The sequence below is a fragment of the Pseudomonas sp. NPDC087614 genome, assembly GCF_044743485.1.
GTDB lineage: Bacteria > Pseudomonadota > Gammaproteobacteria > Pseudomonadales > Pseudomonadaceae > Aquipseudomonas > Aquipseudomonas baetica_A.
The window spans coordinates 89,509-115,496 of the sequence record NZ_JBIUWN010000004.1; the positions used below are offsets into that span (position 1 = coordinate 89,509).

Genomic DNA, 25,988 nt, shown 5'->3' on the forward strand with positions numbered 1-25,988 from the left:
GGCCGAACATGCTTCGCCAGTTCCACTCACTGCCCGGTCTGATTGCCGCTCTGCTGGTCATGTTATTGGCCATCAGCGGCGCCATATTGTCCGTTGATCCTGCGCTGGAACGCCTGCACAGCACTTCAACCGCTGCCGGGCAACTCAGCGTCGGCCAGTTGGCCGGGCGCGTCGCCGACCATTTTCCGGGGGTTGAGCAAATCCAGCGGACAGCGTCCGGGACGGTCATCGTCTATTACCGCCAGGATGGGCGCTCCGGCGCTGAAAAGGTCGATCCACTGACAGGCCAGGGTCTGGCGCCTTACGAGCCGTCCGGCTTCTCGCGCTGGGTCAAAGACCTGCATCGCTCGCTGTTCCTCGCAACACCCGGTCACGGGGTGTCGGGCGTCGGTGCGCTGTTCATGTTGATCCTGTCGGTGTCCGGCGCGTTGTTGCTGGCGCGGCGTCTGGGTGGCTGGCGCAATCTTCTGCGACCACTGCGCGGCACCTTCAGCCAGCGCTGGCACGCCGAAGTCGGGCGCCTGGCCTTGCTCGGGCTGCTGCTTTCGGCCGTGAGCGGGCTATACATGTCCGGCACCACGTTCGGTTTGATCGCCGACGGCACTCAGAACGAGCCGGCCTTCCCCACTCACATCAGCGCCGGCCCGGCCTTGCCTGTGGCCAGCCTGCCAGCCCTGCAGGCCGTCGACCTGAATGACCTGCGTGAACTGGTCTACCCGAGTGCCGACAACCCGCAAGACGTATTCTCTCTGCGCACCGCTCAGGGCGACGGCTATGTCGATCCGGTCAACGGCGACTTGTTGTCCTATCAAGCCCATGACGCGATGCGTAACCTTTACGAGCTGATTTACCAGTTGCACACCGGCGAAGGCCTCTGGTGGCTGGGCCTGCCGCTTGGCCTCTGCGCCCTGTGCGTGCCGTTAATGAGCGTGACCGGCATTCTGCTCTGGTGGCGCCGGCGCAAGGCTGGCGCGAAGATCCAGCACAACAGCCCGGCTCACTGCGCCGACAGCGTGATTCTGGTGGGCAGTGAAAACAACAGTACTTGGGGGTTTGCCAAAACCCTGCACGACGCCTTGCACCAGGCAGGCCATCGAGTCCATAGCGCCGCACTCAATGAATGGAAAGCCGATTATCACGGCGCTCAGCGGATACTCATCCTCACCGCAACCCACGGTGACGGCGACGCTCCGGCCTCGGCGTCACAGTTTCTCACGCAACTGAGCCAGGTCGGCCTCACGCCTGGCCAGCCTTTTGCGGTACTGGGTTTGGGGGACAGGCAGTTTGCGCAATTCTGTCAGTACGCCCATCAGGTTCAACAAGCGATGGAACAAGCCGGCGGTTCGCCGTTGCTGGGACTGGAAACGGTCAACCGTCAGTCTCCACAGGAATTTGCTCGCTGGGGCGCGGCCTTGGGCGACGTGCTGGGTCACGAACTGACGCTGGTTCACCGCCCCAGCCACCCGCGCACCCAGCAACTGGTCCTGACCGAATGCATCGCCTATGGCGAGCAAGTCAATGCCCCCACTCACGTCCTGCGCTTCAAGGCAGCCGGCGCACTGCCGAGCTTTCAGGCCGGCGACCTGGTCGGCATTGTCCCACCGGGCAGCGCGGTTCCGCGTTTTTATTCGCTGGCCAGCAGCGCAGAAGACGGCGTTCTGGAGATCTGCGTACGCAAACATGAAGGCGGCGTTTGCTCTCAGTTCCTGCATGGTTTGAGCATCGGTGCGACGATCGAAGCGTTTATCCAGCCCAACCCACAATTTCGGCCGGCGTCCGGGACCCACCCGGTCATTCTGATCGGCGCCGGTACTGGCATTGGCCCACTGGCCGGTTTTATCCGCAACAACAAGGCGCGGCACCCGATGCACTTGTATTGGGGCGGACGCAACCCCGCTTCCGACTTCCTCTACGAACCGGAGCTCAACCGTTATCTGGCAGACCGGCGCCTCACCGCCCTGCGCGCCGTTTTTTCCCAGGTTCAGGATCGTAGTTACGTGCAAGACCGGTTGATCAGCGACGCACTCGCGTTGCGCCATTTGATTGAAAAAGGCGCACAAGTGCTGGTGTGTGGCAGCCGAGAAATGGCCAAAGGGGTGATGCAGGCGCTGGATGAGGTCTTGGCACCGCTCAACCTCAGCGTGATCACGCTCAAGGCACAAGGACGCTACCGTGAAGATGTCTACTGATACGCAACGCTACCGTTTGAACGGCGAAACCATGGGCACCCGCTACACGGCCCTGTTCTATGCCGAGCCCGGGATCAATTGTGACGAGATCGGCCTGGGCCTCGCCCATGCGGTACACCGGGTCGATCAGCAGATGTCGACCTGGAAGCCCGATTCCGATCTAAACCACCTCAATGCCGCTGCCGAGCAGCAATGGCTGTCGGTGCCTCAGGAGCTGACCACGGTGTTGGCCGCCGCGCTGCGGGTCAGTCAACAGTCCAATGGCGCCTTCGATATCGCTGTAGGAGATCTGGTGCAGGCCTGGGGATTCGGCCCCAACGAACCCTCGATCACCGAACAGATGCTCGGTACCGACTCGCCAAAACCTCGAATGTCCGCCAGCAAAGCACTAGAGGTTGACCTGCAACGCAATCAGGTTCGCAAACGTGCGCCGCTGAATCTTGATTTGAACGGCATCGCCAAAGGCTTCGGGGTCGATCAATTGGCTCGCTGCCTGGAAGGGTTCGGCATCACCTGCTATCTGGTCGGCATCGACGGTGAAATGCGCGCCCGGGGCGTCAAACCTGATGCTCAACCCTGGGCCGTAGCCATCGAGAAACCCTGTCGCGGTGTGCGCGAAGTCATGGGGGTGATGGAACTCAGCGACTGTGCCATCGCCACGTCCGGTGACTATCGACACTGGGTCGATGTAGGGGGGCAATCCTACGCACACACCATGAACCCGGCGACCGACGCCCCCTTGGCCAACTCACTCGCGTCCGTCACGGTGACGGCTTCCTCGTGCATGCTTGCCGACGCCTGGGCGACGGCACTGATGGTTCTGGGCGACATCGAAGGTCCACGCGTGGCACAGGCACGCGGCCTGGACGCTTTGTTCATTCTGCGCGACCGCGACCAATTCAAAGAAATATCCGTCGTCAGCGGCCAGCTTCAAACGCAGATACAGCCTCTAACGGTGTAAACGGCGCAATGACAGTTAAAGCCTGTTGGCTCATTAAGTGCGCTCTTTCGCTTGTGCGTCGTTTTTACCGTTCTGTGCGACAGATCCCGTTTCAGGACTCCCGTGCCTGTCCGCTGCAGTGTTAGTTTGTAAATGCATGTGTCTCAGCGCTGAGACACGTCTTATCAACTGCCCTGCAAAGGAATGCCCCGAGTCATGAATTTCCCCCTCAAGAATCTGGCCGCAACCTCGCTGATGCTGGCCTCACTGTCGTTGTTCACAGGGCCGGCTCAGGCCAACATCACCGCGCCACAGAGCGCTGAAATCCTCAAGACCTTCAGCGCCGGTTCGGTCACGGATTTCCGCCAGTTCCTCGGTGACCTGGCCAAGAGCGACCTGGCCAAAACGGCCGACATCGGCCCGGCCATCGGCGCGTTTCTGGACAACAAAAGCCTGACAGCTGAACAACAGAACGAGATCTATCGCCTGCTCGGCCTCTATGCCCGCGTGAAATACAGCGCGGCAGCCACCGAGACGCTGCGCGAACTGGTCCAAATCCCGACCTTTCGCAAGGACGGCGTTGCCCAGCATGACAACCCGGCATTCATCAAGATCGGCGAAAAGATCAAGAGCCTCGCCCAGTCTTTCAACCTGAACTTTCGCAACATCGACAACCGTGTTTTTGAGATTTCCCTTGAAGGCACCGGCGATGAAGTCGTCGGCATTCATGCCCATGCTGACGTAGTGCCCGTGACGCCGGAGAACTGGGTACTGAAGGACGGCACCCGTCTTGATCCATTCAAGATCACCCTGATCGGTGACCGCATGTATGGCCGCGGCACCGAAGATGACAAGAACGGCATCGTCGTCACGCTCTACGCGATGAAGGTGATCAAGGAAGAAAAGCTGCCGCTGGCGCGCAATTTCAAGTTGTTGGTGGACACCACCGAAGAAACCACTGGCGACGCGATCCCCTACTACTTCGAACGCAATCCAACGCCTAAGTACAACCTGGCGCTGGATGGCGGTTATCCGGTGGTGATTGCCGAGAAAGGTTACGGCACGGTCATGGCCAACTTTGCCAAGCGTCAGGCCGAGGGCAAAGGCGCGCAAATCATCTCGATGACGGGAGGCCTGGCGACCAATCAGATTCCTTCGGCGTCGGTTGCCACACTGGTCACCGACCAGCCCGCTGAGCTGGCGGCCAGCCTGCAAAAGGCCGGCGCCGAATACGCCAAACGCAATGGCGGCGATTTCCAGATCAGCAGCAAGGTCGACGGCAAAGACGTCAAGTTGACGGTCACGGGCGTATCCGCCCACTCCTCCGAACCCGAGTCCGGGGTCAATCCGGTGGCGCGCATGCTCGACTTCATCAACAGCCTTGATGGCAAGGTCGCGCTCAAGCACAACCACATCACCGATGCTGCGCGCTACGCGGCTGACAACTGGGGGCTGGATTACCTGGGCAACAAACTCGGTGTTGGCTTCTCCGACGCCTTCATGGGCCCGCTGACCACGTCGCTGACCTATGTCGCGATGGATGACAACACCTTCAAGCTTGCGGTCAACCTGCGGGTTCCAAAGGGCAAATCACCCGAGAAACTCAAGGCCGAAATCGCTGAGAAACTGGCTGCCTGGAGCAAGAACAGCCACGTTGCCGTTACCTTCGACTATTCGGTCGCCGAACCGATGTACCGCAATCCCGAAGGTGAATGGGTCAAGGCGCTGTTGGCAGTGGCGACTGAGAACCTGGGCATGAAACACGAGTTCGGCACTTCAGCAGGAGCGACCTCGGTGCATGAGTTGCCCAACGGCGTGCAGTTCGGCCTGGCGCGGCCAGACGTCAAGTACACCGGCCATACCGATGGCGAGTTCAAGACCGTGGATCAATTCCAGCTGGATCTGCAAATCGTCACGGAAATGATGGGCCGCATCGGCCAGTTGCCAACACTCTGATTGCAATCTCGAACCCGCCGCCGTGGCGGGTTCGTCTTTTTAATCGCCACATAATCCCCGCCGCTCAGCCTCAGCGTCGAACCTTGCACTGCCGGCAAGAAAAATTTGCCATCAGCGAGATTGATAGCCACCTAACGAAAGGTGCATGCTAGAGGGCTCACTCGGCCCTTATATCATTCCGAATGATAGTTACCTTTGCTTCATTCGATTCGTGCCATCCCACCCCCGCCCAGCATCATCCGCCCATCTTCAATACATTGGCGGATCAATCCATGGAACAGTCACTCAAACATTTGCGCTTCCCCTTGGCCATGTTGGCCGTGCTGGTGATGAGCGCTTGCGGCAAGACTCCGGAGACTGCCGCCGCCGCGCCTGCTGCGAAAGTCAGCGTGGCCAAGGTGCTGGAACAACCGGTCAACGAGTGGGATGAATTCACCGGGCGCCTCGAAGCGCCGCAAACCGTTGAAATCCGCCCACGGGTCTCCGGCCAGATCGACGACGTCGCCTTCACCGAAGGTGCGCTGGTCAAGAAAGGCGACTTGCTGTTCCAGATCGACCCGCGCCCATTCCAGGCCGAGGTTCGCCGCCTCGAAGCACTGGTCGCCCAATCCCGCGCCAACGCCACCCGCAGTGAAAACGAGGCGGCTCGTGGCGAGCGTCTGCGTACCAGCAACGCCATCTCCGCCGAGTTGGCTGATTCGCGTACCAGCGCGGCTAAAGAAGCCCGCGCCGCCGTCGGTGCGCTGCAAGCGCAACTGGATCTGGCCAAACTGAACCTGAGCTTCACCCGCGTCACGTCGCCGATCACCGGCCGTGTGAGCCGTGCCGAGATCACCGCCGGCAACCTGGTGACCGCCGACGTCACGCCACTGACCAGTGTGGTCTCCACCGACAAGGTCTACGCCTACTTCGACGCCGACGAGCGCGTATTCCTCAAATACACCCAACTCGCCCGCCAGGGTCAGCGCGGGGCCGGCACCCCGGTGTATATGGGCCTGTCCAATGAAGACGGCAACCCGCACCTGGGCCACATGAACTTCGTCGACAACCAGGTCAACCCGAAGACCGGCACCATTCGTGGTCGCGCGGTATTCGACAACAGCGACGGCCTCTATACCCCGGGTCTGTATGCACGGCTGAAACTGGTCGGCAGCGGCACCTACGACGCCATGCTGATCAACGATGAAGCGGTGGGCACCGACCTGGGCAAGAAGTTCGTACTGGTGATGGACGCGGACAACAACACCGTTTATCGCGCCGTCGAACTCGGTCCGAAGATCGAAGGCCTGCGCATCGTCCGTACCGGTCTGAACAAGGACGACACGATCATCGTCAAGGGCTTGCAACGGGTACGTCCTGGCTCACCGGTCACCCCTGAAGTGGTGCCGATGGCCAGCGAACAAACCATCGCGGCACTCGCACAACAACGTCAAGCGCTGGAAGCCAGCAACCCGCCTAAAGACGCCCCTGCCAAAGGTGCGTCCGGTTCGGTTGCGAAGCTGGCTGCTACGACCCCACGCGGTTAAGGGACGACAACTCCGATGAATTTTTCCCAATTCTTCATTTCACGGCCGATCTTCGCAGCGGTGCTGTCGCTGTTGATCCTGATCGCCGGTGCGATCTCGCTGTTTCAATTGCCAATCAGCGAATACCCGGAAGTCGTTCCGCCGACCGTCGTGGTACGTGCCAACTTCCCGGGTGCCAACCCTAAAGTCATCGGTGAAACCGTGGCCGCTCCGCTGGAGCAGGCCATTACCGGTGTCGAGAACATGCTGTACATGTCCTCGCAATCGACCGCTGACGGCAAGATCACCCTGACCATCACCTTCGCCCTGGGCACTGACCTGGACAACGCGCAGGTGCAGGTACAAAACCGGGTGACCCGCACCGAGCCGAAACTTCCCGTGGAAGTGACGCGCATCGGTATCACCGTCGACAAGGCCTCGCCCGACCTGACCATGGTTGTGCACTTGACCTCGCCGGACAAGCGCTACGACATGCTCTACCTGTCCAACTACGCCATCCTCAACATCAAGGATGAGCTTGCTCGTCTGAACGGTGTCGGTGACGTGCAACTGTTCGGCATGGGCGACTACTCGCTACGGGTCTGGCTCGATCCGAACAAGACCGCTTCGCGCAATCTGACGGCCACCGATGTCGTCACCGCGATTCGTGAACAGAACCGCCAGGTCGCTGCCGGCCAACTGGGTGCCCCCCCTGCCCCGAACGCCCAGAGTTTCCAGCTGTCGATCAACACGCAGGGCCGCCTGGTCACCGAGGAAGAGTTCGAGAACATCATCATTCGCGCAGGCGATGACGGTGAAATCACCCGCCTCAAAGACATCGCCCGCGTCGAACTGGGTTCCAGTCAATACGCCTTGCGTTCGTTGCTGGATAACCAGCCTGCCGTCGCGATCCCGATCTTCCAGCGCCCAGGCTCCAACGCCATCGACATCTCCAACGAAGTCCGGGCGAAGATGGACGAACTGAAGAAAGGCTTCCCGCAAGGCATGGACTACAGCATCGTCTATGACCCGACGATCTTCGTGCGTGGCTCGATCGAAGCGGTGGTTCACACCCTCTTCGAAGCGCTGATCCTCGTGGTTCTGGTGGTGATCCTGTTCCTGCAGACCTGGCGCGCCTCGATCATTCCTTTGGTGGCGGTGCCGGTATCGTTGATCGGTACGTTTGCGGTGATGCACCTGTTCGGCTTCTCGCTCAACGCCCTGTCGCTGTTCGGCCTGGTACTGGCCATCGGGATCGTGGTGGACGACGCCATTGTGGTAGTGGAGAACGTCGAACGGAACATCGAACTCGGATTGGCGCCGGTCGAAGCCACCAAGCGCGCCATGCGTGAGGTGACCGGGCCGATCATTGCCACGGCACTGGTGCTGTGTGCGGTGTTTGTTCCAGCGGCGTTCATCTCCGGTCTCACCGGGCAGTTCTACAAGCAATTCGCGTTGACCATTGCGATCTCGACCGTGATCTCGGCGTTCAACTCGCTGACCCTGTCGCCGGCACTGGCCGCTGTATTACTGAAAAGTCATGACGCGCCGAAAGACCGCTTCTCCAAATTGCTGGACAAGATCTTCGGTGGCTGGCTGTTCCGTCCGTTCAACCGGTTCTTTGAAAAGGCCAGCCATGGTTACGTTGGCACCGTTCGCCGGGTCATCCGTGGCAGCGGCATCGCCCTGCTGCTGTACGCAGGCCTGATGGTGCTGACCTTCTTCGGTTTCTCCAGCACCCCGACCGGTTTCGTACCCGGCCAGGACAAGCAATACCTGGTGGCCTTCGCGCAACTGCCGGACGCTGCGAGCCTGGATCGTACCGAAGACGTGATCAAGCGCATGTCCGATCTGGCCCTGAAACAGCCAGGGGTGCAAAGCGCTGTAGCGTTCCCGGGACTGTCGATCAACGGCTTCACCAACAGCCCGAACGCCGGCATCGTGTTCGTGACCCTAAAACCGTTCGACGAACGTAAAGACCCGAGCATGTCCGCCGGTGCAATTGCCGGAGCCTTGAACGGCCAGTTCGCCAACATTCAGGAAGCGTACATGGCGATCTTCCCGCCACCGCCGGTACAAGGTCTGGGCACCATTGGTGGTTTCCGTCTGCAAATCGAAGACCGGGGCAACCTGGGCTACGACGAGCTGTACAAAGAAACCATGAACATCATCAACAAGAGCCGCAACGTGCCGGAACTGGCGGGCCTGTTCACCAGTTACACCGTGAACGTGCCGCAGGTCGATGCCGCCATTGACCGCGAAAAAGCCAAGACCCACGGCGTGGCGATCAGCGACATCTTCGACACCCTGCAGATCTACCTGGGCTCGCTGTATGCCAACGATTTCAACCGTTTTGGCCGCACCTATCAGGTCAACGTTCAGGCCGAGCAGCAGTTCCGCCTCGAGTCCGATCAGATCGGCCAATTGAAAGTGCGCAACAACAAAGGCGAAATGATCCCGCTGGCGACCTTCATCAAGGTCAGCGACACCTCAGGTCCCGATCGAGTGATGCACTACAACGGTTTCATCACTGCGGAAATCAACGGTGCAGCTGCTCCCGGCTACAGCTCGGGCCAAGCGGAAAAAGCCATCGAGAAACTGCTCAAGGATGAACTTCCGAACGGCATGACCTACGAATGGACCGACCTGACCTACCAGCAGATTTTGTCCGGCAACACCGCGCTGTTCGTGTTCCCGCTTTGTGTACTGCTGGCGTTCCTGGTGCTCGCCGCTCAGTACGAAAGCTGGAGCCTGCCATTGGCGGTGATCCTGATCGTACCGATGACCCTGCTGTCGGCCATCACCGGTGTGATCATCTCCGGCGGTGACAACAACATCTTCACTCAGATCGGCTTGATCGTACTGGTGGGGCTTGCCTGCAAGAACGCGATTCTGATCGTCGAGTTCGCCAAGGATAAACAGTTGGAGGGGCTCGACCCGCTGGCGGCGGTACTGGAAGCCTGCCGTCTGCGTCTGCGGCCGATCCTGATGACCTCCTTTGCGTTCATCATGGGCGTGGTGCCCCTGGTGTTCTCCAGCGGTGCCGGTGCCGAAATGCGTCACGCCATGGGTGTAGCGGTGTTCTCCGGGATGCTCGGGGTGACCTTCTTCGGTCTGTTGCTGACGCCAGTCTTCTACGTACTGATTCGCAACTTTGTCGAGCGCAGCGAAGCGCGCAAAGCGGCCAAAGCTCTGAAACTGGAGGCGCAACAATGAGTCTGAAAGTCTTCCTGCCGAGCCTGCTGGTGCTGGCACTCAGCGCCTGCGCCGTCGGTCCCGACTACAAGACCCCGGCGACGGAAGCGGCCAACATCACGACCGCCACCGACGGCGCCAACGGTCAAAAAAACTTTGACCGTTCGAAATTCGAAGGCATCTGGTGGCAGCAGTTCGACGATCCGACCCTCAACCAGTTGGTGACCCAATCGCTGCAAGGCAACCGAGAACTGCGCGTGGCGTTCGCCCGCTGGAAAGCCGCCCGAGCGATCCGCGACGACGCCAGCAACGACGCAATGCCGACCATTACCAGCCGCGCCAGCAGTGATCTGGCCAAGGGGCAGATTCCCGGTCAGACCACCAAACGGGTCAGCAGCGAACGCTATGACCTGGGCCTGGACATGGCTTGGGAGCTGGACTTGTTCGGTCGCATCCAGCGCAATCTGGAAGCCAGCGACGCCGACCAACAGGCAGCCGAGGCCGATCTCTACCAACTGCAAGTCACCATGATTGCCGAACTGGTGGACGCCTACGGTCAACTGCGCGGCGCCCAACTGCGGGAAAAGATCGCCGTGGCCAACCTGAACAACCAGCAGGCGTCGCGCAAGATCACCATCAGCCTGCGTGACGCCGGCGTTGGCGATCAGCTCGATGTCGAACGTGCCGATGCGCGTCTGGCCTCGGTCGAAGCCAGCGTGCCGCAACTGCAGGCGGAACAGGTTCGACAGAAAAACCGTATCGCCACCCTCCTGGGTGAGCGTCCGGACAAGCTGACCGTCGATCTGAGTCCAAAAGACTTGCCGGCGATTGCCAAGGCCCTCCCAATCGGGAACCCGGGCGAACTGCTGCAACGCCGTCCGGACATCCTCAGCGCTGAACGCAAGCTGGCCTCGGCCACGGCGCGGATCGGCGTGGCCAAAGCAGACCTGTTCCCACGGGTCAGCCTCAGCGGTTTCCTCGGCTGGACGGCCGGGCGCGGCTCGCAGATCGGTTCTTCGGCGGCCAGTGCCTGGGCACTTGGCCCTAGCATTACGTGGGCAGCCTTCGACCTTGGCAGCGTTAGAGCGCGCTTGCGCGGCGCCGATGCGGATGCCGAAGGCGCCTTGGCGACCTACGAGCAACAAGTGCTGTTGGCACTGGAAGAGTCGGAAAACGCGTTCAGCGATTACGGCAAACGCCAGCAACGCCTGATCTCGCTGATCCGTCAGAGTGAATCGAGCCGCAAGGCCGCTGACCTGGCAGAGATTCGTTACCGCGAAGGCACGACGGACTTCCTCGTGCTGCTCGACGCCCAACGTGAACGTCTGAATGCCGAAGACAGCCAGGCCCAGGCCGAAGTCGATTTGTATCGCGGCATCGTCGCGATCTACAAGGCGCTGGGGGGTGGCTGGCAGCCAGAGACAGTCGCCATTCAGTAAGAGTTGTTAAAGAGCTCCTTTGGTTGGCCGCAACCAACCAAATTTTTTGCCCCGCGTATCATTCGGTCGCGGGGCTTTTTTGTGCCTGATCTTTTTTGTTTTCCAGAATCGTGACTGTGGCGGTGGTACCTGCCCGCAAGCGGTTCTTGCCGGCATAGTCACCGTCGATTTCGATCCGTACTGGCACCCGTTGCGCCAGTTTTACCCAGGTGTAACTCGGATTGATGTTGGCCAGCAGCCGACTGCCCGGGGCGTTTTCACGGTCGGCGATGGCGAAGGCGATGCTCTGCACCGTGCCCCCGAAGGTTTCACCGCTCATCAACTGAACCCGCACCCGATCGCCTTCCTCGATTCGCGGCAGTTTGGTTTCTTCGAAATAGCCGCTGATGTAGAACGAATCACTGTCGACCAGCGCCAACAGCGCCCCACCGGCCACCGCGTAATCACCCTGACGCGTCAACAGGTTGGTGACATAGCCGCTGACCGGCGATTCGACACGAGTACGCTGCAGGTCCAGTTGCGCTTGAGTCAGTGCGGCAATCGCCAATTGCACGTTGGCTTCGGCCAGCCCGAGATTGGCCTGATTGCGCAACAGATCAGCCTGGGCAACAGCCACATCGGTACTGGATTTTTCCCATTCCTCCCCGGAGATGGCAAAGCCCTGTTTGAGCTTACGCCGCCGGCGCTCTTCGCTTTGACGCTGTTTGAGCAGTGCTTCACTGGCAACAATCGCGGCTTGCGACTGCCCCAGTGTGGCCTTTGCCACTTCAACCGCGCGCCGCGAATGCTCTACCGCCAAGCGGTAGCGTGCCGGATCGATTTCCATCAACAGCTGGCCTTTGTCGACATGCTGATTGTCCTGCACCGCCAGACTGACGATGCGTCCCGAAACATCAGCCGATAAGGTCACCACGTCCGCCCTCACCCGGGCATCCCGGGTCCACGGCGCGCGGGTGTAATGCTCCCAGGCAAACCAGCCGAGCACGATTGCCAGTATCACCACCGCCAACGTCGTCAATCGAGCAAGTAACACTTTCAAGGCATCAGGCTCCCATCAGCAAAATCAGCGTGGCACAGACGCAGACATACAACGCGCCCTCAAAAAGTGCTTCATGCCAGACCCGTCGCATCACCCCCAGTCGGCGCAAAACCCAGTCCAGCAACATGAATATCGGTATGGCCAGCAACAGGGCCTGGGCAATCGGTGGCAGATAAACGCCGCCAATCTCGAAATCAATGGGCAAGGGCTGGCTCTCCTTCCGGGGCATTACGTTGCAACTGTTCGCCATGGCGCTCAAGGAATGAAACGACGATCATCAAAGCTACACGCATGCGAAACACCGACCATAAATGTTCATGACTGGCGACGTGCAAATCATCCAGCTCATCCCCCAACCCGTGCAGCTTGACCAGCAACGGCGCCAGTTGTGCGTCGTGGCGACCCGCCACAAAGCGCCCGGTCTTGCGCAGGCTTGAAGACAAGCGCTGGCTGAACGCATCCGTCAGCAGTGCATTGTTCTGCGCCTGCTGCCTGAGTTGGTGGGTGGCCACACCCAAGGCTACGCACGCCAGACTGATTTCATATAGCTGCTGCATGGCGCGGTCATTTGTTGCCGGCAACAAGCCAAGCATGCTGGTCAGGCGATCAACCATGCGGCTTTCGAAGGCGAATTGTTGTTGGTCGGTAGGCGGTGTTTTGGTCAGTTCATAAACCTGCTCGCGCGCCTCGTGATACAACCGGCGAACTCGCCAGACCGGGCGAAACGGAAAAATCCACGCATAGACGATCAGCCCCAGCATCGCCGCGCTGACGTAAGCACCGGCAAACTCGAACCATTGAATGGCCGTGTTCTGCCCGGTGCCGACATTCTGTGGGCCGAGGAGAAGAAAACTCGACAGCCCAAGGCCCATACCGATTCCGGCAGTCGCCGGGCTCGCCAAACCCACCGCGATCACGTAAAGCAGAGGGGCAAGTATCAACGCCAGCAACTCGAAATCGCTGATCGCCGGCACCAGCATGAACTGATAGACCGCCGAGACCACAAGTGCCAACCCCAATCCACGGGCATAACTTTGCGCGGCCATCAGCGGTCGCGGGAAAGTCGCCATGAGCGAACAAAGAATCCCTACCAGAATCATCCCGCCCCGAGCGCCGTCCCAGGCCGTTTCGATCCAGATCAGCCCGGCCACCAGCAAGGCGGTGAAGGCTCGTATGGCGTTCATGGTCGCCAGCGTGAAATCCAGATGCAGTGGGCTGGCCTGACCGCGATAAAGGCAACTGGCCTCGCGCCCCTCCTGAATCGCGTCGCTCAATTCCAGTATTTGCTCCAGTTGCTGCAATAGCCGCGCCTGCTCCCAGCGCAACGCCCAAGCCAGTGACCGCAGGGGGGCGCTCAGGTCTTCGGTCAACTGTTCAGTCTGGTAAGCCAATGCTTCGAACTGCTGTTGCAGCGTGACGAAGTGATGCCGCGTCTCGGCAGACATAGACCTCCCCTGCTCCGCCAACTGATCGAGAAGCGCCAGTTCAGCGGCACGCAGGCGCTGGACATTCTGCGGCAAATCGCCCTCCCAGCGCTCGGTGAGCAGTTCGCGCTGATGCCTCAATGCGGTCAACCGTGACGTCAGCAACATCAGCTGGTTGCCCAACAGCAGCACCAGATTGTTGGCACTGCGCAATCGTGGCGCGTCGAAATACAGGTGTCGCCGCAGCCCTTCAAGGACGCTGATTTCACCGAGCAACTGCATTTGTCGGTGCTGAAATTGGGCTTCGCTTTCTTCTGTGCGAATCACTGCAGCGGCGTGGCTGGCGACGAGTTTGATCACTTGGTCGACCTTGGCGAAATATCCCTTGGCCACGGCTTCCGGGCGCGCCGTGAGCAAGCTGACCACACAGACACACGCCACGGCCAGCAGGGTCTCGGTGACGCGGGTGATGGCCAATAGAAAGGTGCCGTCCTGATTGGGAATAGCCAGTAATGCCACCACCACAGCGGTATAGCCACTGAGTACAAATGCCTGGGAGCTGGTGTAGCGCAGCAAGGTGCCGCCTGCCGTGCACAAGGCCAGCCACAAGGCCAGCGTGGTAATGAATGGCAGCGGCGCCTGCGGGAAAATCGCCATGATCAACACCGCGACGGCCGCCCCCAGGGTGGTACCGATCACCTGACCGAAACTGCGCGCCAACGCCATCCCTGCCAGCGGCTGGCTGACAATGACGACCGCCATGATCGACCACTTGGGTTGGTCAAGATCGAACACAAACGCCAGATACAGCGTCAGCAACCCCGCCGCGATGGTGCGCAAGGCAAACAGCAGGATCGCCTGACCGGGATGTATCACGGCCTTGAAGTAATTGAGCAGGGCTTGCATGGGCACACTCGTCGAAACAACTCCTCCAAGCGTAGACACTGCCTTGAAAACTTCACGACTCACAGAGTCGACGCAACTTGTAGGCCGATTCGCATGTATCGGGTTTGACTCACAGGCCGGGCTGACCGAAGCTTGCCGCTGCGCTCAAGTTCGCCTGTTTTCGGAATCCTGCATGCTCAAGTCCCGCCGTTACCTGCTCATCAGCCTTGGCCTCGTGCTGGTCATCACCGTGGCCTGGTTATCCCTGCGCAGCAGCGCCCCGGTGATCCCGGACGCGATCAGGCACGGTTACAGCGAAGCGCTGAGCGCCGCCCGTACGGGTCAAGCGGGCGCGGCACGTCAGTTGTATCAACAATTGGGGCGTGCCGATCTGTCGGTCAAGCGACGCGTCTGGCTGCATGACGAACTGGCTAACTACCCCAGTCCGCTGGCCTTGAAACTCGCCGATGCGGACCTGCAGAACAAATCGCCCAAGGTGCGTGCAGCGGCAATCAACAGTGTGCTTGGACTGGTTCCGGGCGGTGAACGCAGCCTGTTGCTGGGGCCGATGCTTGATGATGAGGATCAAACCGTTCGTTTTGCCGCGATCAACGCCCTGCTCGGTTTGACGCCTGATGAGCTAGGGCTGTACTTCGCGCCGCTGCAGCAGGCGATTGACGGCTGGGAGCAAGTGCTCAAGGGCCAACCTGAAAGTGCATCCAACTATGCGCAACTGGCTCGCCTTTACATCCATAACGCTGAACTCAAAAACGCTCAGGTTGCACTGGACAATACGCTGCGTCTGGAACCCGGCAACCTGCAGGCGCTGGTCATGCAGATCGATGTGCTTGACCGCCAGGGACAGACTGACGCCGCCCGACAATTACTCGCCCGACAGCTCAAGGCCCAGCCAGACTCCGCGTATCTGCAACATGCCCTCGGTCTTTGGCTGCTGCACCACGGTCAGCGTGAATACGCCCTGCTCGGCTTGTCCAAAGCGGTCGAACTGGAACCTGACAACAAGGATTACCGCTACGACCTCGCCACCACTCTGCACAGCGCCGAGGAACTGGAGGCCGCGCAAAAGCAGTTGCAGGAAATCGTTCAGCGTCATCCCGCTGATCGCAAAGCACGGGTGTTGCTGATCAATTACTGGAAAGAGAGCGGCCAACTGCAGAATGTGCAGGTTCTGCTGGCCCAACTCGAACAACTGAACCCCGACGATCCCGCGTTGCAGCAAGGGCTCTGAACGAGCGTTCAAAGAAAATTCTGAACCGCCATCTCGCCAAGGGGTCAAGTAGATCAGGCGACCGCTTTCGATAAAGCGCCTCGACTCCCCTAGTCATGAGAGGGCATTTTTTGTCTACATCTAACGCGTTGATCAGTGCAAAAGCCGCTACCGGCATTGTGGGTATGGACGACATCCTGGCCGGTGGTTTATCTCGCGGACATGTGTTCTTGCTCGAAGGTGAGCCCGGAACCGGCAAAACCACGGTCGCTCTGCATTTTCTTATGGCAGGCGCACTCGCCGGCGAACGCTGTTTGTACATTACGCTGTCGGAAACCGAGCGTGAGCTACGCCAAGGGGCGCTCTCCCACGGCTGGGAGCTTGATGACAATATTGAAATTTTCGAGCTGACACCGCCTGAAAGCCTGCTCAATGCCGAGCACCAGCAGAGCCTTTTGTACTCCTCCGACCTGGAACTGGGCGAAGCGACCAAGCAGATTTTTGAAGTGGTTGAACGCTTCAAGCCGACACGCGTGGTACTCGACAGCCTTTCCGAAATTCGTTTGCTGGCGCAAAGTTCCCTGCGCTACCGCCGGCAAATCCTGGCGATCAAGCATTACTTCGTACGCTACGACGCCACGGTCTTGCTGCTCGACGACCTGACCACCGAATCACTCGACAAGACCGTACACAGTGTCGCCCACGGCGTGATTCGTCTCGAAGAGATCACACCCAACTACGGTGCCGAGCGCCGCCGCATTCGCGTGGTCAAGTATCGCGGCCAGAAGTACCGTGGTGGTTTCCACGACTTCACCATCATGGGCGACGGCGTGCATGTGTTCCCTCGACTCGTGGCCGCCGAACACCGCGGCGACTATGCGCGCCTGCAATTGACCAGCGGCATCAAGGAAATGGATGCCCTGCTCGGGGGGGGCATTGAAGCGGGCTCCAGCACCTTGATTCTTGGTCCAGCGGGTACCGGTAAATCGCTGATCTCGATGATTTTCGCCGCCGCAGCCGTGTCCCGCGGTGAGAAAGCAGCGCTTTTTATTTTTGATGAAGAGCTGGGGTTGTTGTTCGAGCGCATGAAAAACATCGGCATCGACCTCAAGGCCTTACAGGCCACGGGCAATCTGCTGATCGAGCAGGTCGATGCCGCCGAGCTGTCGCCCGGCGAGTTCTCTCATCGTGTGCGCCGCTGCGTCGATGAAGGCAATATCAAAACCGTGGTGATCGACAGTATCAATGGCTACCAAGCCGCGATGCCGGAAGAGAACGCCCTCGTGCTGCACATGCACGAATTGTTGCTGTACCTGAACCGCCAAGGTGCCGCGACGTTTATGACCGTCGCCCAGCATGGGCTGGTCGGCGATATGCAGGCGCCAGTCGATATCACTTACCTGGCCGATACGGTGATCCTTTTGCGCTACTTCGAAGCGATCGGCAAAGTTCGCCGGGCGATCTCGATCATCAAGAAACGTACCGGCAGCCATGAATCGACAATCCGCGAATACCGTATTTCGTCGCAAGGCATGACCATCGGCGAACCGCTGGACGCTTTTCAAGGCGTACTGCGCGGTGTGCCGACCTACCTTGGTGCGAGCAAACCTTTGCTTTCGGAAGATAACTTGTGACGCAGACCATGCCGCTGGCCGAACAGGCGCTGATTCTGGCACCGGTGGGCCGCGACAGCCAAATTGCGCTGATGATCCTCAACGAGGCCGGTTACGGCGGCCTGATCACACCCGATCTTGGCTCGCTGTGCGCTCAGCTTGAGCAAGGTGCCGGCCTGCTGCTGATCGCTGCCGAAGCCTTGCATGGGCCAGAGCTGGAAGCGTTGTTTGTGTATCTGGAACAACAACCGGCGTGGTCGGACCTGCCGATCATATTGCTCACCCACCATGGCGGGCAGCAACAAGCGCCCTCCTCGCACCTCAGTAGCCAGTTGGGCAACGTCACGTTTCTTGAACGCCCGTTTCATCCGGCCACGCTAGTCAGCATGGTTTCGACTGCCCTGCGCGGTCGACGTCGACAGTACGAAGCCCGCGACCGCCTGATCGACCTGAGCGAAAGCGAACGCCGCCTGCAATCAACCCTCGAAACCCTTGAGCAACAAGTCGAAGAACGCACCGCGCAGCTTCGCCATAACGAAGAAGCATTGCGTCAGTCGCAGAAAATGGAAGCCGTCGGACAGCTTACTGGCGGTATCGCCCACGACTTTAACAACATGCTCACGGGGATCATCGGCAGCCTGGAGCTGCTGCGCCGACGCCTGGCCCGAGGGCGCACCGAAGACCTCGACAGCCTGATCGATCTAGGCGTGACCTCTGCCAACCGCGCCGCCGGCCTGACTCACCGTCTGCTGGCGTTTTCGCGTCGGCAGTCGCTCGACCCCAAAGCGGTGCAGATGAATAGCCTGGTGCTGTCGATGGGCGAACTGCTGCAACGCAGCCTCAACGAAAGCATTCATCTGGACATGCGCCTGGACGACAAACTGTGGGTCGCCGAGGCCGATCCCAACCAACTGGAAAGCGCCCTGCTCAACCTGGTGATCAATGCCCGCGACGCCATGCCCGAGGGCGGAAAACTGGTGGTAGAGACGAGCAATCAGGTGCTGCACCGTGAGTTCACCGAGGTCTATCCCAATCTTGAACCCGGTGATTATGTGATGTTGAGCGTCACCGACAACGGCAGCGGCATGCCCAAAAGCGTGATCAACCGTGCATTCGATCCGTTTTTCACCACCAAGCCGATCGGGCAAGGCACCGGGCTGGGCCTGTCGATGATTTATGGCTTCAGCAAGCAGTCGCGTGGACATGTCTCGATCGACAGCGAAATCGATGAAGGAACCACCGTCAACCTCTACCTGCCGCGCTTTCGCGGTGAAGAACGTGAGCACCCCGCCCGCGATACCCTCCAGGCCCCGCATGCAATGGATGGCGAAACCGTGCTGATCGTCGAGGACGACCCGGCGGTTCGCTTGCTGGTCAGTGCCGTGCTCAGTGAGTTGGGTTACGCCTATGTGGAGGCCGCGGATGCCGACGCTGCGGTGCCGATTATCAACTCACCTCAGCGTATTGACCTGATGATCAGCGATGTCGGCTTGCCAGGCATGAACGGACGGCAACTGGCGGAGATCGGCCGGCAATACCGACCGGGGCTCAAAGTCCTGTTTATCACCGGGTACGCCGAGCATGCGGCCGTACGTGCAGGTTTTTTGGACTCGGGCATGCAGATGATCACCAAACCCTTCACCTTTGATCTGCTGACGGCCAAGGTACGCGAGATGATCAAAAACTGAACACGGAAAAGTAGAAGCTGCCGCAGGCGCCGATCTTTTGACTTTGAACAACAAGATCAAAAGATCGGCGCCTGCGGCAGCTTCTCGTGCGGATTCAGTTCAACGAGCGTGCCTCAAGCCAGCAACTCCTGAATCTTCTCCTGCAACACATCCAGATCGAACGGTTTTTCCAGAATCGGCGCCTTGAGTGTGATCGGGCTGCCGGTTTCGCGGATTTCCTGCGGATAGCCGCTGATGAAAATCACCTTCAGATCAGGTCGCAACTTCACGGCGGGCTCGGCGATCTGCACGCCGGAGATGCCGCCGGGTAAGCGGTAGTCGGTGATCAACAGGTCCAAATGTGGCTTGCTCGCGAGGATTTCGAACGCCTGCTCTCCGTTTTCGGCCTCGAGCACGCGATACCCTTGATCCTTTAGATAAATGGAAAGAATCATCAAGATATTCGGTTCGTCTTCGACGATAAGTACTACATCTTGTGCATCTACGCTCATGGGAAGCCTTTGTTCGGTCAATAGCTGCTGATACGACCGTGCGGTCACTCAGAGGTTGCGTCGGGTTTGCCGTTTTCCTCGATCGGCAGACAAACGCGAAACAGGGCGCCCTCGTTGATTTGACTCTCGACGACGATGGAACCGCCATGGGCGGCGACGATCTGCTCGGAAATGAACAAACCCAATCCGAGCCCGGCCACTACCGTCTTGGCGCTAACCCGTTCGAATTGTTGAAAGATACGCTTCTGGTTCTCCTCGCTGATACCGATTCCATGGTCCTGAACTTCGACCCTCGCCTCGTCACCCTCACGGTAAACCCGCACCTGAATCGGACTTCGGCCCCCATAACGCAAAGCGTTTGTCATCAGGTTCGAAATCACTTGCTCGATTCGGAACTCGTCCCAACTGCCTTCTACCGGCTCTGACGCGGTGAAAGACACCTCGGTTTCCGCTGCTTCAATCTGCTGCGCGAAATTTTGCAGCAGGTGGCTGACCAGTTGCACCAGATCAAAACGGTTCGGCCGGATCGACAGCTTGCCGGTACGAATACGCGACACGTCGAGCATGTCTTCGATCAGCCGGATCAGGCTTTTGATCTGCCGCTCGTCGCGGTCGACCATGGCGTGCATCTTGTCGAGTGCGAACGCGGCGGCGTTATCGCGCGCCAGGTGCATCTTGCGTAACTGGGTTTCGAGTATCAGGCCGTTGAGCGGCGTGCGCACTTCGTGGGCGACGATTGACATGAAGTCATCACGCATCCGCACCGCTTGCTCAAGTTCCGATTGGGTGCTCTGCAGTTTTTGCAGCAGCGCTTCCTGCTCGCGGCGGGCCTGCTCCAGCGCTTCGACCTGTTGCTTCATGGCCTTGCTCTGGCGATACAGGTCGACGAAAACGTTGACCTTGCTCTTCACCGCGTGGATATCCAGCGGCTTGTGCAGAAAATCCACCGCCCCGCTTTCGTAGCCTTTGAACGCATAGTTCAGTTCACGGCCGGCAGCGCTGACAAAAATGATCGGGATGTTCTTGGTTTTCTCGGTACCACGCATCAACTCGGCCAGTTCGAAGCCATTCATGCCCGGCATCTGCACGTCGAGAATGGCCATCGCGAACTCATGCTGCAACAACAGCGACAGCGCTTCGTCAGCCGAGAGCGCCTTGTAGACCGTGCGGTCTTCGCGCTTGATCAGCGCTTCGAGGGCCAGCAGATTCTCGGGCAGATCGTCGACGATCAGCAGTTTGGCTTGAATATTACTCAGCATGCGATTCGTTCCAGCTCGACTAGCAGACGGCCGATGCCGTGAATGGGTAGGACATGATCCGGCTGCAGAACGTTCAGTGCAGCTTGAGGCATGGTGGCGACCTGCGCGTCAGCGGGGTCCTGGACGATGGTCAGCCCGCCAAGACGTTTGACCTGCGCCAGTCCGCGCGCGCCATCGTGATTGGCGCCGGTCAGCAACACCGCAGCCAGTGCCGGCCCGTAGACGTCGGCCGCGGATTCAAAGAGGTAATCGATCGAGGGCCGGGAATAATGCACGCGCTCTTCAAGGCTCAAAGACAGGCTTCGATCCTGTTCCACCGACAGGTGATAGCCCGGCGTGGCGAAATACACGGTGCCGCCAGCAATGCTCTGTTTGTCACAGGCCTCTTGTACCGGCATGCCGAGACGTCGGGAGAAGACTTCAGCCAACTGGCTGCGGCGCTCTTGCGGCAAGTGCAACACGACGATAATCGGCAGCACAAACCCCGCTCGCAATGGCCCCAGCAAGGCCAGCAATGCCTCCACGCCACCGGCGGAAGCACCGATCACAATGGCCTCGATTCGAGGTAATGTCACGGCGTCGCTCATGATTTGCGGTAGATCCGTTCTTGTTTGACCAGCGCTTCGAACTTGTTCGCATAATTGGAAAAGTCCAGCGTCTCCTTGCTGCCCAACACCAGAAACCCGCGATGACAAAGTGATTCATGGAACAGTCCGAACGCCCGATCCTGGAGTTTCTTGTTGAAGTAGATCAGCACGTTGCGGCAGGAGATCAGTTGGGTTTCGGAGAACACACTGTCAGTGGCCAGGCTGTGATCGGCAAACGTCACGTTCTCGCACAGGCTTTTGTCGAAAATCGCGTAGCCATAAGCGGCCGTGTAATAGTCGGCGAATGATCGCTGGCCACCGGCCTGTTGATAGTTGGCCGTGTACGCACGGACGTTCTCCATCGAGAAAATCCCCTGCTTGGCCTTGTCCAGCGAGCGCGGATTGATATCGGTGGCGTAAATGATCGTCCGATCCAGCAGGCCCTCTTCGCGCAGCAAAATCGCCATCGAATAGACCTCCTCGCCCGTACTGCATCCGGCGATCCATATCTTGATCGACGGATAGGTCCTCAGCAGTGGCACCACTTCCTGGCGAATCGCCAGGAAGTGCGACGGATCGCGAAACATCTCGCTGACCGGAATAGTGAGCAATTGCAGCAGTTGCATGAACGCGGTCGGGTCGTGCAGGACTTTTTCCTGCAATGCCGAAATCGTTGCGCATTCGAACTGGCTCAACGCGTGTTGTACCCGGCGCTTGATCGAAGCGCCTGAATAGTCGCGAAAATCATAGCTGTACTTGAGGTAGATCGCCTCAATCAACAACCGTAATTCGATTTCGCTATTTCGATGCACTGAATTCTCGCGTTCCACTAAATCCTTTCCATCTTCGGTAACCACACGCGAATCAACGAGAACAAGCGATCCAGGTCGATGGGCTTGGCCAGATAATCGTTGGCGCCCGCCTGCAGGCAGCGTTCCTGATCGTCCTTCATGGCTTTGGCCGTCACCGCAATGATCGGCAGTTTACGCCAGCGCGGATTCTTGCGAATTTCAATGGTGGCTTCGAAACCATCCATTTCCGGCATCATCACGTCCATCAGCACCAGGTCGATGTCCTCGACTTCATTCAGCCTCTCAATCGCTTCGCGACCGTTACGACCGATCACCACGACTGCACCTTTTGTCTCCAGCGCACTGGTCAGGGCGAAAATGTTGCGCACATCGTCGTCCACCAGCAGCACTTTGCGTCCCTCGAAGACCTTGTCGCGGCTGCGCGCCGTCTTGAGCATCTTCTGCCGTTCATGGGACAACTGCGATTCGACTTTGTGCAGAAAGAGTGTCACCTCATCGAGCAAGCGTTCCGGCGAGCGCGCGCCCTTGATGATGATCGAGCGCGAGTACTTGCGCAGATCGGCTTCTTCGTCGCGGGTCAGGTTGCGCCCGGTATAGACGATGACGGGCGGAAACGAGCAGATATCCTCGGTGGACATGCGCTTGAGCAGGTCGTTGCCGAGCATGTCCGGCAGCTTAAGGTCGATGACCATGCAGTCGAAGATCGTCGTGCGCAACAGCTCCAGCGCGTCCTGCGCCAGACCGACAGCGGTGATTTCAATATCGTCATCACCGATCAGCCGAGCGATGCTTTCACGCTGCAAATCGTCGTCTTCGACCAGCAGCACGCGTTTGACCTTCTGGGTCAGTTTGGCTTCGAGACGGGCAAACACATCCTTGAGTTCTTCACGGGTGGTCGGTTTGACCGCATAGCCGATGGCGCCCATGTGCATCGCCGCTTCGACACGATCTTCGACCGAAATCACATGCACCGGGATGTGCCGGGTTTCGGCGTGTTCTTTCAGGCGCTGTAGCACCGTCAGCCCGGAATGGTCGGGCAGACGCATGTCCAGCAAGATCGCGTCCGGCACGAACTCTTTGGCCAGGTCATAACCTTCATCCGCGCCATGGGCTACAAGGCACTGGTAGCCGAGTTCGTGGGCCAGGTCGTAGAGGATGTGCGCAAAGTTCGGTTCATCTTCCACCACCAGAATGCAGCGGGTGGCGAATGGCGCGTTATTGCGGTCATCGGCAAAACGCGGGATAGGCTGCGCAGCCATGGGCGATACCACCACCGCAGGCGCCAATGCCGCCGTCGATGTCTGTGGCGGCGGCGTGAACGTCAGAAGCTCGGTCGAGACTTCACTGAACTCGTTGTATTGCTGCGGCAATACCAGTGTGAAGACACTGCCCTGCCCCGGCACGCTGCTGACGCTGATCGAGCCGCCCAGCAGCGTCGCCAGATCCCGGGAAATCGACAAGCCCAGACCGGTGCCGCCGTACTTGCGGTTGGTGGTGCCATCAGCCTGACGGAACGCCTCGAAAATACTTTCCTGCTGATCCGCCGCAATACCGATACCCGAATCACGCACGATGAAGGCAATGTGATCGTTGGGTTGACCGCTGATGGTCAGGCTGACAGCGCCCTGTTCGGTGAACTTCAAGGCGTTGGACAGTAGGTTCTTGATCACCTGTTCCAAACGCTGGCGGTCAGTAAACAACAACGTCGGCGCATCCGGGAGCAGATCGACGCTGAACGTCAGTCGCTTATCTGCCGCCATGGGTTCGAACACGCTGCGCAGGCCGTCGGCCAGACGCGCCACGCTGGTGTTTTCCGCAATCACTTCAAGCTTTCCGGCCTCGACCTTGGAGATATCGAGGATGTCGTTGATCAGGTTGAGCAAGTCATTGCCGGCAGAGTAGATCGACTCGGCAAACTTGACCTGTTCGGCACTGAGATTGTCCTGTGGGTTTTCTGCGAGCAATTTGGCCAGGATTAACGAACTGTTCAACGGCGTGCGCAGTTCGTGGGACATGTTGGCGAGGAACTCGGACTTGTACTTGCTCGAACGCTGCAACTCTTCGGCGCGCTCTTCGAGTTGCACCTGAGCCTGATTCAATTCGGTGTTCTTCAGATCCATGGCATCACGCTGCTCGGCCAGAGCGTGTGCCTGTTCAGCGAGCTGCTCGTTGGTCTGCTCAAGCTCCACTTGCTGGGTTTCAAGATGCGCCTGGGATTCCTTGAGGATCCGTGACTGCTCTTCCAGCTCTTCGTTGGCGGTTTTCAACTCTTCCTGTTGCACCTGCAACTCTTCGTTGAGCTGCTGGGTTTCGGCCAGCACTTCCTGCAAACGTTGACGGTAGCGTGCGGCTTCGATGGACGTGCCAATATTGCCGGCAATCAGCTCCAGCAATTCGATATCACGATCGGTGAGTGGACGCAAAAAGCCCAACTCGATCACGCCGTTGACCCGTTCATCGTCACTGGTTGGCACCACAAGCACGCTATGTGGCAGGCCTTCACCCAGACCAGAACTGACTTTGAAGTAATCGGCGGGTACCGAATCGAGGCGTATCAGTCGCGCTTGCTGCGCCACCTGACCCACGATGCCTTCGCCGCTGTAAATCGACTGTTCCTGCCCTTCCTGCTCGCGGGAGAAGCCGTAAGTTGCCACGCGCTTCAAACCGCCGTGCTCCTCACGCACGTACAGTGCCGCCACGGCAGTGCCCAGGTATTGCGCGCAGAACTGCAGGATATTGCGACCCAATAGATTGAGTGTCAGTTGCCCAAGCACCTGCTCGGCCAACTCGGTCTGGCCGTTGCGCAACCATGCTTGCTGCTCCAGACGCTTGGCACTCGCTTGCTGCGCGGCGAGGTTGGCGCTGTAGCTGTTGGACAGATTGAGCAAATCACGACGACCGATATAAGCCAGTAGCCCGCTGATGCCGGCAACAAACAGCAGATAAAGGGTAATGCTCCAGATCGTGGTGTGGCGCACGTCTTCGTTGCGCGAGGCACGCAACTGCTGCTCCATGTCGATCACGTCTTCGAACTGCTTGCGGATCTCGTCGGTCAGGCGCTTGCCGCGCCCGGCCTGGACCGCCGCTTTATAGTCACCGCTGGAACGCTGCAAATCGATCATCGATTTTGCATAGTTTGCCCACTCGGTCTGCAACGCCTGAAGACGACGCAAACGATCAGTCTGCACCGGGTTGTCGGCAGTCAACTCAAGCAAGGTTTCGAGCGCCACGTTGATTCGCGGTTTGGCTGTTTCGTAGGGATCAAGGAAATGCTCATCACCGCTGAGCAAGAAACCGCGCATGCCGGTTTCCAGGTCCACGGTGAGCTTCACCGCTTCGTTGGCGTTATTGATCACACGGTCGGTGTGCTCGACCCACTGGATGACCGACAGCAGATAAGTGATCAGCGACACGAAGAACACCGCACTGAGCGCGCCAACACCCAGCGGCAGGCTGACGTTGCGACTCAGGAGTTTGCGGAACCGTTGCTCATCAACCGAAGACGGAGAGGACATGTGGCAGCCTTGTCGAACTGTTGAAAATCACAGAGTTTGCCCCAAAACGACAACGTGGATCTATTTTTCTGACTGTTTGAGCAGCAAATTCCTACAAATGCCCGCGTCTAGCGTCACGCCAACAGTTATCCTTGCTCGCCCGTATGCAGCTAATCTTTTTTGTATCGATCCGGGAACTTGTGGCTATGCGCCACTTACTCATGCATGAGCCCATCACATCTGA

17 protein-coding genes are annotated in these 25,988 nt (G+C 59.1%); 9 read left to right on the forward strand and 8 right to left on the reverse strand.

The window, feature by feature from the left end; all coding sequences use genetic code 11:
- The first annotated feature begins 8 nt into the window (after positions 1-8).
- The 6 genes from ACIOWA_RS02715 (at position 9) to ACIOWA_RS02740 (ending at position 11,224) form a co-directional block, all read left to right on the forward strand.
- A complete protein-coding gene (locus ACIOWA_RS02715; RefSeq protein WP_401158036.1) occupies positions 9-2,189 on the forward strand; it encodes a PepSY domain-containing protein in 2,181 nt (726 codons plus the stop codon).
- Positions 2,179-3,150 (forward strand): FAD:protein FMN transferase, encoded by a 972-nt coding sequence (locus tag ACIOWA_RS02720; RefSeq protein ID WP_401158090.1) that lies wholly within the window; start codon positions 2,179-2,181, stop codon positions 3,148-3,150. Before ACIOWA_RS02715 ends, ACIOWA_RS02720 begins: the two co-directional genes overlap by 11 nt.
- A gap of 195 nt (positions 3,151-3,345) precedes the next feature.
- A complete protein-coding gene (locus ACIOWA_RS02725; RefSeq protein ID WP_401158038.1) occupies positions 3,346-5,085 on the forward strand; it encodes a dipeptidase in 1,740 nt (579 codons plus the stop codon).
- 272 nt (positions 5,086-5,357) lie between these two features.
- The gene (mexE, locus tag ACIOWA_RS02730) at positions 5,358-6,611 is read left to right on the forward strand and encodes a multidrug efflux RND transporter periplasmic adaptor subunit MexE (RefSeq protein WP_339464272.1); all 1,254 of its coding nucleotides are present in this window, start codon (positions 5,358-5,360) and stop codon (positions 6,609-6,611) included.
- Positions 6,612-6,626: 15 nt separating this feature from the next.
- Positions 6,627-9,806, forward strand: a complete 3,180-nt coding sequence (locus tag ACIOWA_RS02735; RefSeq protein WP_401158040.1) for an efflux RND transporter permease subunit — start codon at positions 6,627-6,629, stop codon at positions 9,804-9,806.
- Positions 9,803-11,224, forward strand: coding sequence for an efflux transporter outer membrane subunit (locus ACIOWA_RS02740; protein ID WP_221729813.1), 1,422 nt, complete (start codon positions 9,803-9,805; stop codon positions 11,222-11,224). The genes ACIOWA_RS02735 and ACIOWA_RS02740 overlap by 4 nt, the downstream gene beginning before the upstream one ends.
- 58 nt (positions 11,225-11,282) lie before the next feature.
- Here the strand turns inward: ACIOWA_RS02740 and ACIOWA_RS02745 are convergent, their stop codons facing one another.
- From ACIOWA_RS02745 to ACIOWA_RS02755, 3 genes are read right to left on the reverse strand one after another with little or no spacing between them, the layout of a single operon-like run.
- Positions 11,283-12,263 (reverse strand): HlyD family secretion protein, encoded by a 981-nt coding sequence (locus tag ACIOWA_RS02745; RefSeq protein WP_339464277.1) that lies wholly within the window; start codon positions 12,261-12,263, stop codon positions 11,283-11,285.
- A gap of 4 nt (positions 12,264-12,267) precedes the next feature.
- On the reverse strand, positions 12,268-12,468 hold the full coding sequence (locus ACIOWA_RS02750) for a DUF1656 domain-containing protein (protein ID WP_339464278.1): 201 nt from the start codon (positions 12,466-12,468) through the stop codon (positions 12,268-12,270).
- Positions 12,458-14,593: an FUSC family protein gene (locus tag ACIOWA_RS02755; RefSeq protein ID WP_401158043.1), complete on the reverse strand. Its 2,136-nt coding sequence runs from the start codon at positions 14,591-14,593 to the stop codon at positions 12,458-12,460. Before ACIOWA_RS02755 ends, ACIOWA_RS02750 begins: the two co-directional genes overlap by 11 nt.
- Before the next feature lie 172 nt (positions 14,594-14,765).
- On the opposite strand from ACIOWA_RS02755, the gene ACIOWA_RS02760 reads away from it, so the two are divergent.
- The 3 genes from ACIOWA_RS02760 to ACIOWA_RS02770 all read left to right on the forward strand — a co-directional run bounded on the left by ACIOWA_RS02760 (position 14,766) and on the right by ACIOWA_RS02770 (position 19,101).
- Positions 14,766-15,821, forward strand: coding sequence for a tetratricopeptide repeat protein (locus ACIOWA_RS02760; RefSeq protein ID WP_339507755.1), 1,056 nt, complete (start codon positions 14,766-14,768; stop codon positions 15,819-15,821).
- Between the two features lie 110 nt (positions 15,822-15,931).
- Positions 15,932-17,434, forward strand: a complete 1,503-nt coding sequence (locus ACIOWA_RS02765; RefSeq protein WP_401158045.1) for an ATPase domain-containing protein — start codon at positions 15,932-15,934, stop codon at positions 17,432-17,434.
- On the forward strand, positions 17,431-19,101 hold the full coding sequence (locus ACIOWA_RS02770) for a response regulator (RefSeq protein WP_401158047.1): 1,671 nt from the start codon (positions 17,431-17,433) through the stop codon (positions 19,099-19,101). Before ACIOWA_RS02765 ends, ACIOWA_RS02770 begins: the two co-directional genes overlap by 4 nt.
- A 113-nt stretch (positions 19,102-19,214) precedes the next feature.
- On the opposite strand, the gene ACIOWA_RS02775 is transcribed toward ACIOWA_RS02770, so the two are convergent.
- Genes ACIOWA_RS02775 through ACIOWA_RS02795 form a run of 5 tightly spaced genes read right to left on the reverse strand, consistent with a single transcriptional unit; the run spans position 19,215 to position 25,765 of the window.
- The gene (locus ACIOWA_RS02775; RefSeq protein WP_221729806.1) at positions 19,215-19,592 is read right to left on the reverse strand and encodes a response regulator; all 378 of its coding nucleotides are present in this window, start codon (positions 19,590-19,592) and stop codon (positions 19,215-19,217) included.
- Positions 19,593-19,636: 44 nt separating this feature from the next.
- On the reverse strand, positions 19,637-20,851 hold the full coding sequence (locus tag ACIOWA_RS02780) for a hybrid sensor histidine kinase/response regulator (RefSeq protein ID WP_339464285.1): 1,215 nt from the start codon (positions 20,849-20,851) through the stop codon (positions 19,637-19,639).
- Positions 20,845-21,438 carry a chemotaxis protein CheB gene (locus tag ACIOWA_RS02785; protein WP_401158049.1) on the reverse strand — a complete coding sequence of 198 codons (594 nt, stop codon included), beginning with the start codon at positions 21,436-21,438 and terminating at the stop codon, positions 20,845-20,847. The genes ACIOWA_RS02780 and ACIOWA_RS02785 overlap by 7 nt, the downstream gene beginning before the upstream one ends.
- Complete coding sequence (locus ACIOWA_RS02790) at positions 21,435-22,268, reverse strand: protein-glutamate O-methyltransferase CheR (protein ID WP_339464288.1); 834 nt, start codon at positions 22,266-22,268, stop codon at positions 21,435-21,437. Before ACIOWA_RS02790 ends, ACIOWA_RS02785 begins: the two co-directional genes overlap by 4 nt.
- Entirely contained in the window at positions 22,268-25,765 is a 3,498-nt protein-coding gene (locus tag ACIOWA_RS02795) for a response regulator (RefSeq protein WP_401158051.1), read from the reverse strand. The genes ACIOWA_RS02790 and ACIOWA_RS02795 overlap by 1 nt, the downstream gene beginning before the upstream one ends.
- Positions 25,766-25,988 lie beyond the last annotated feature (223 nt).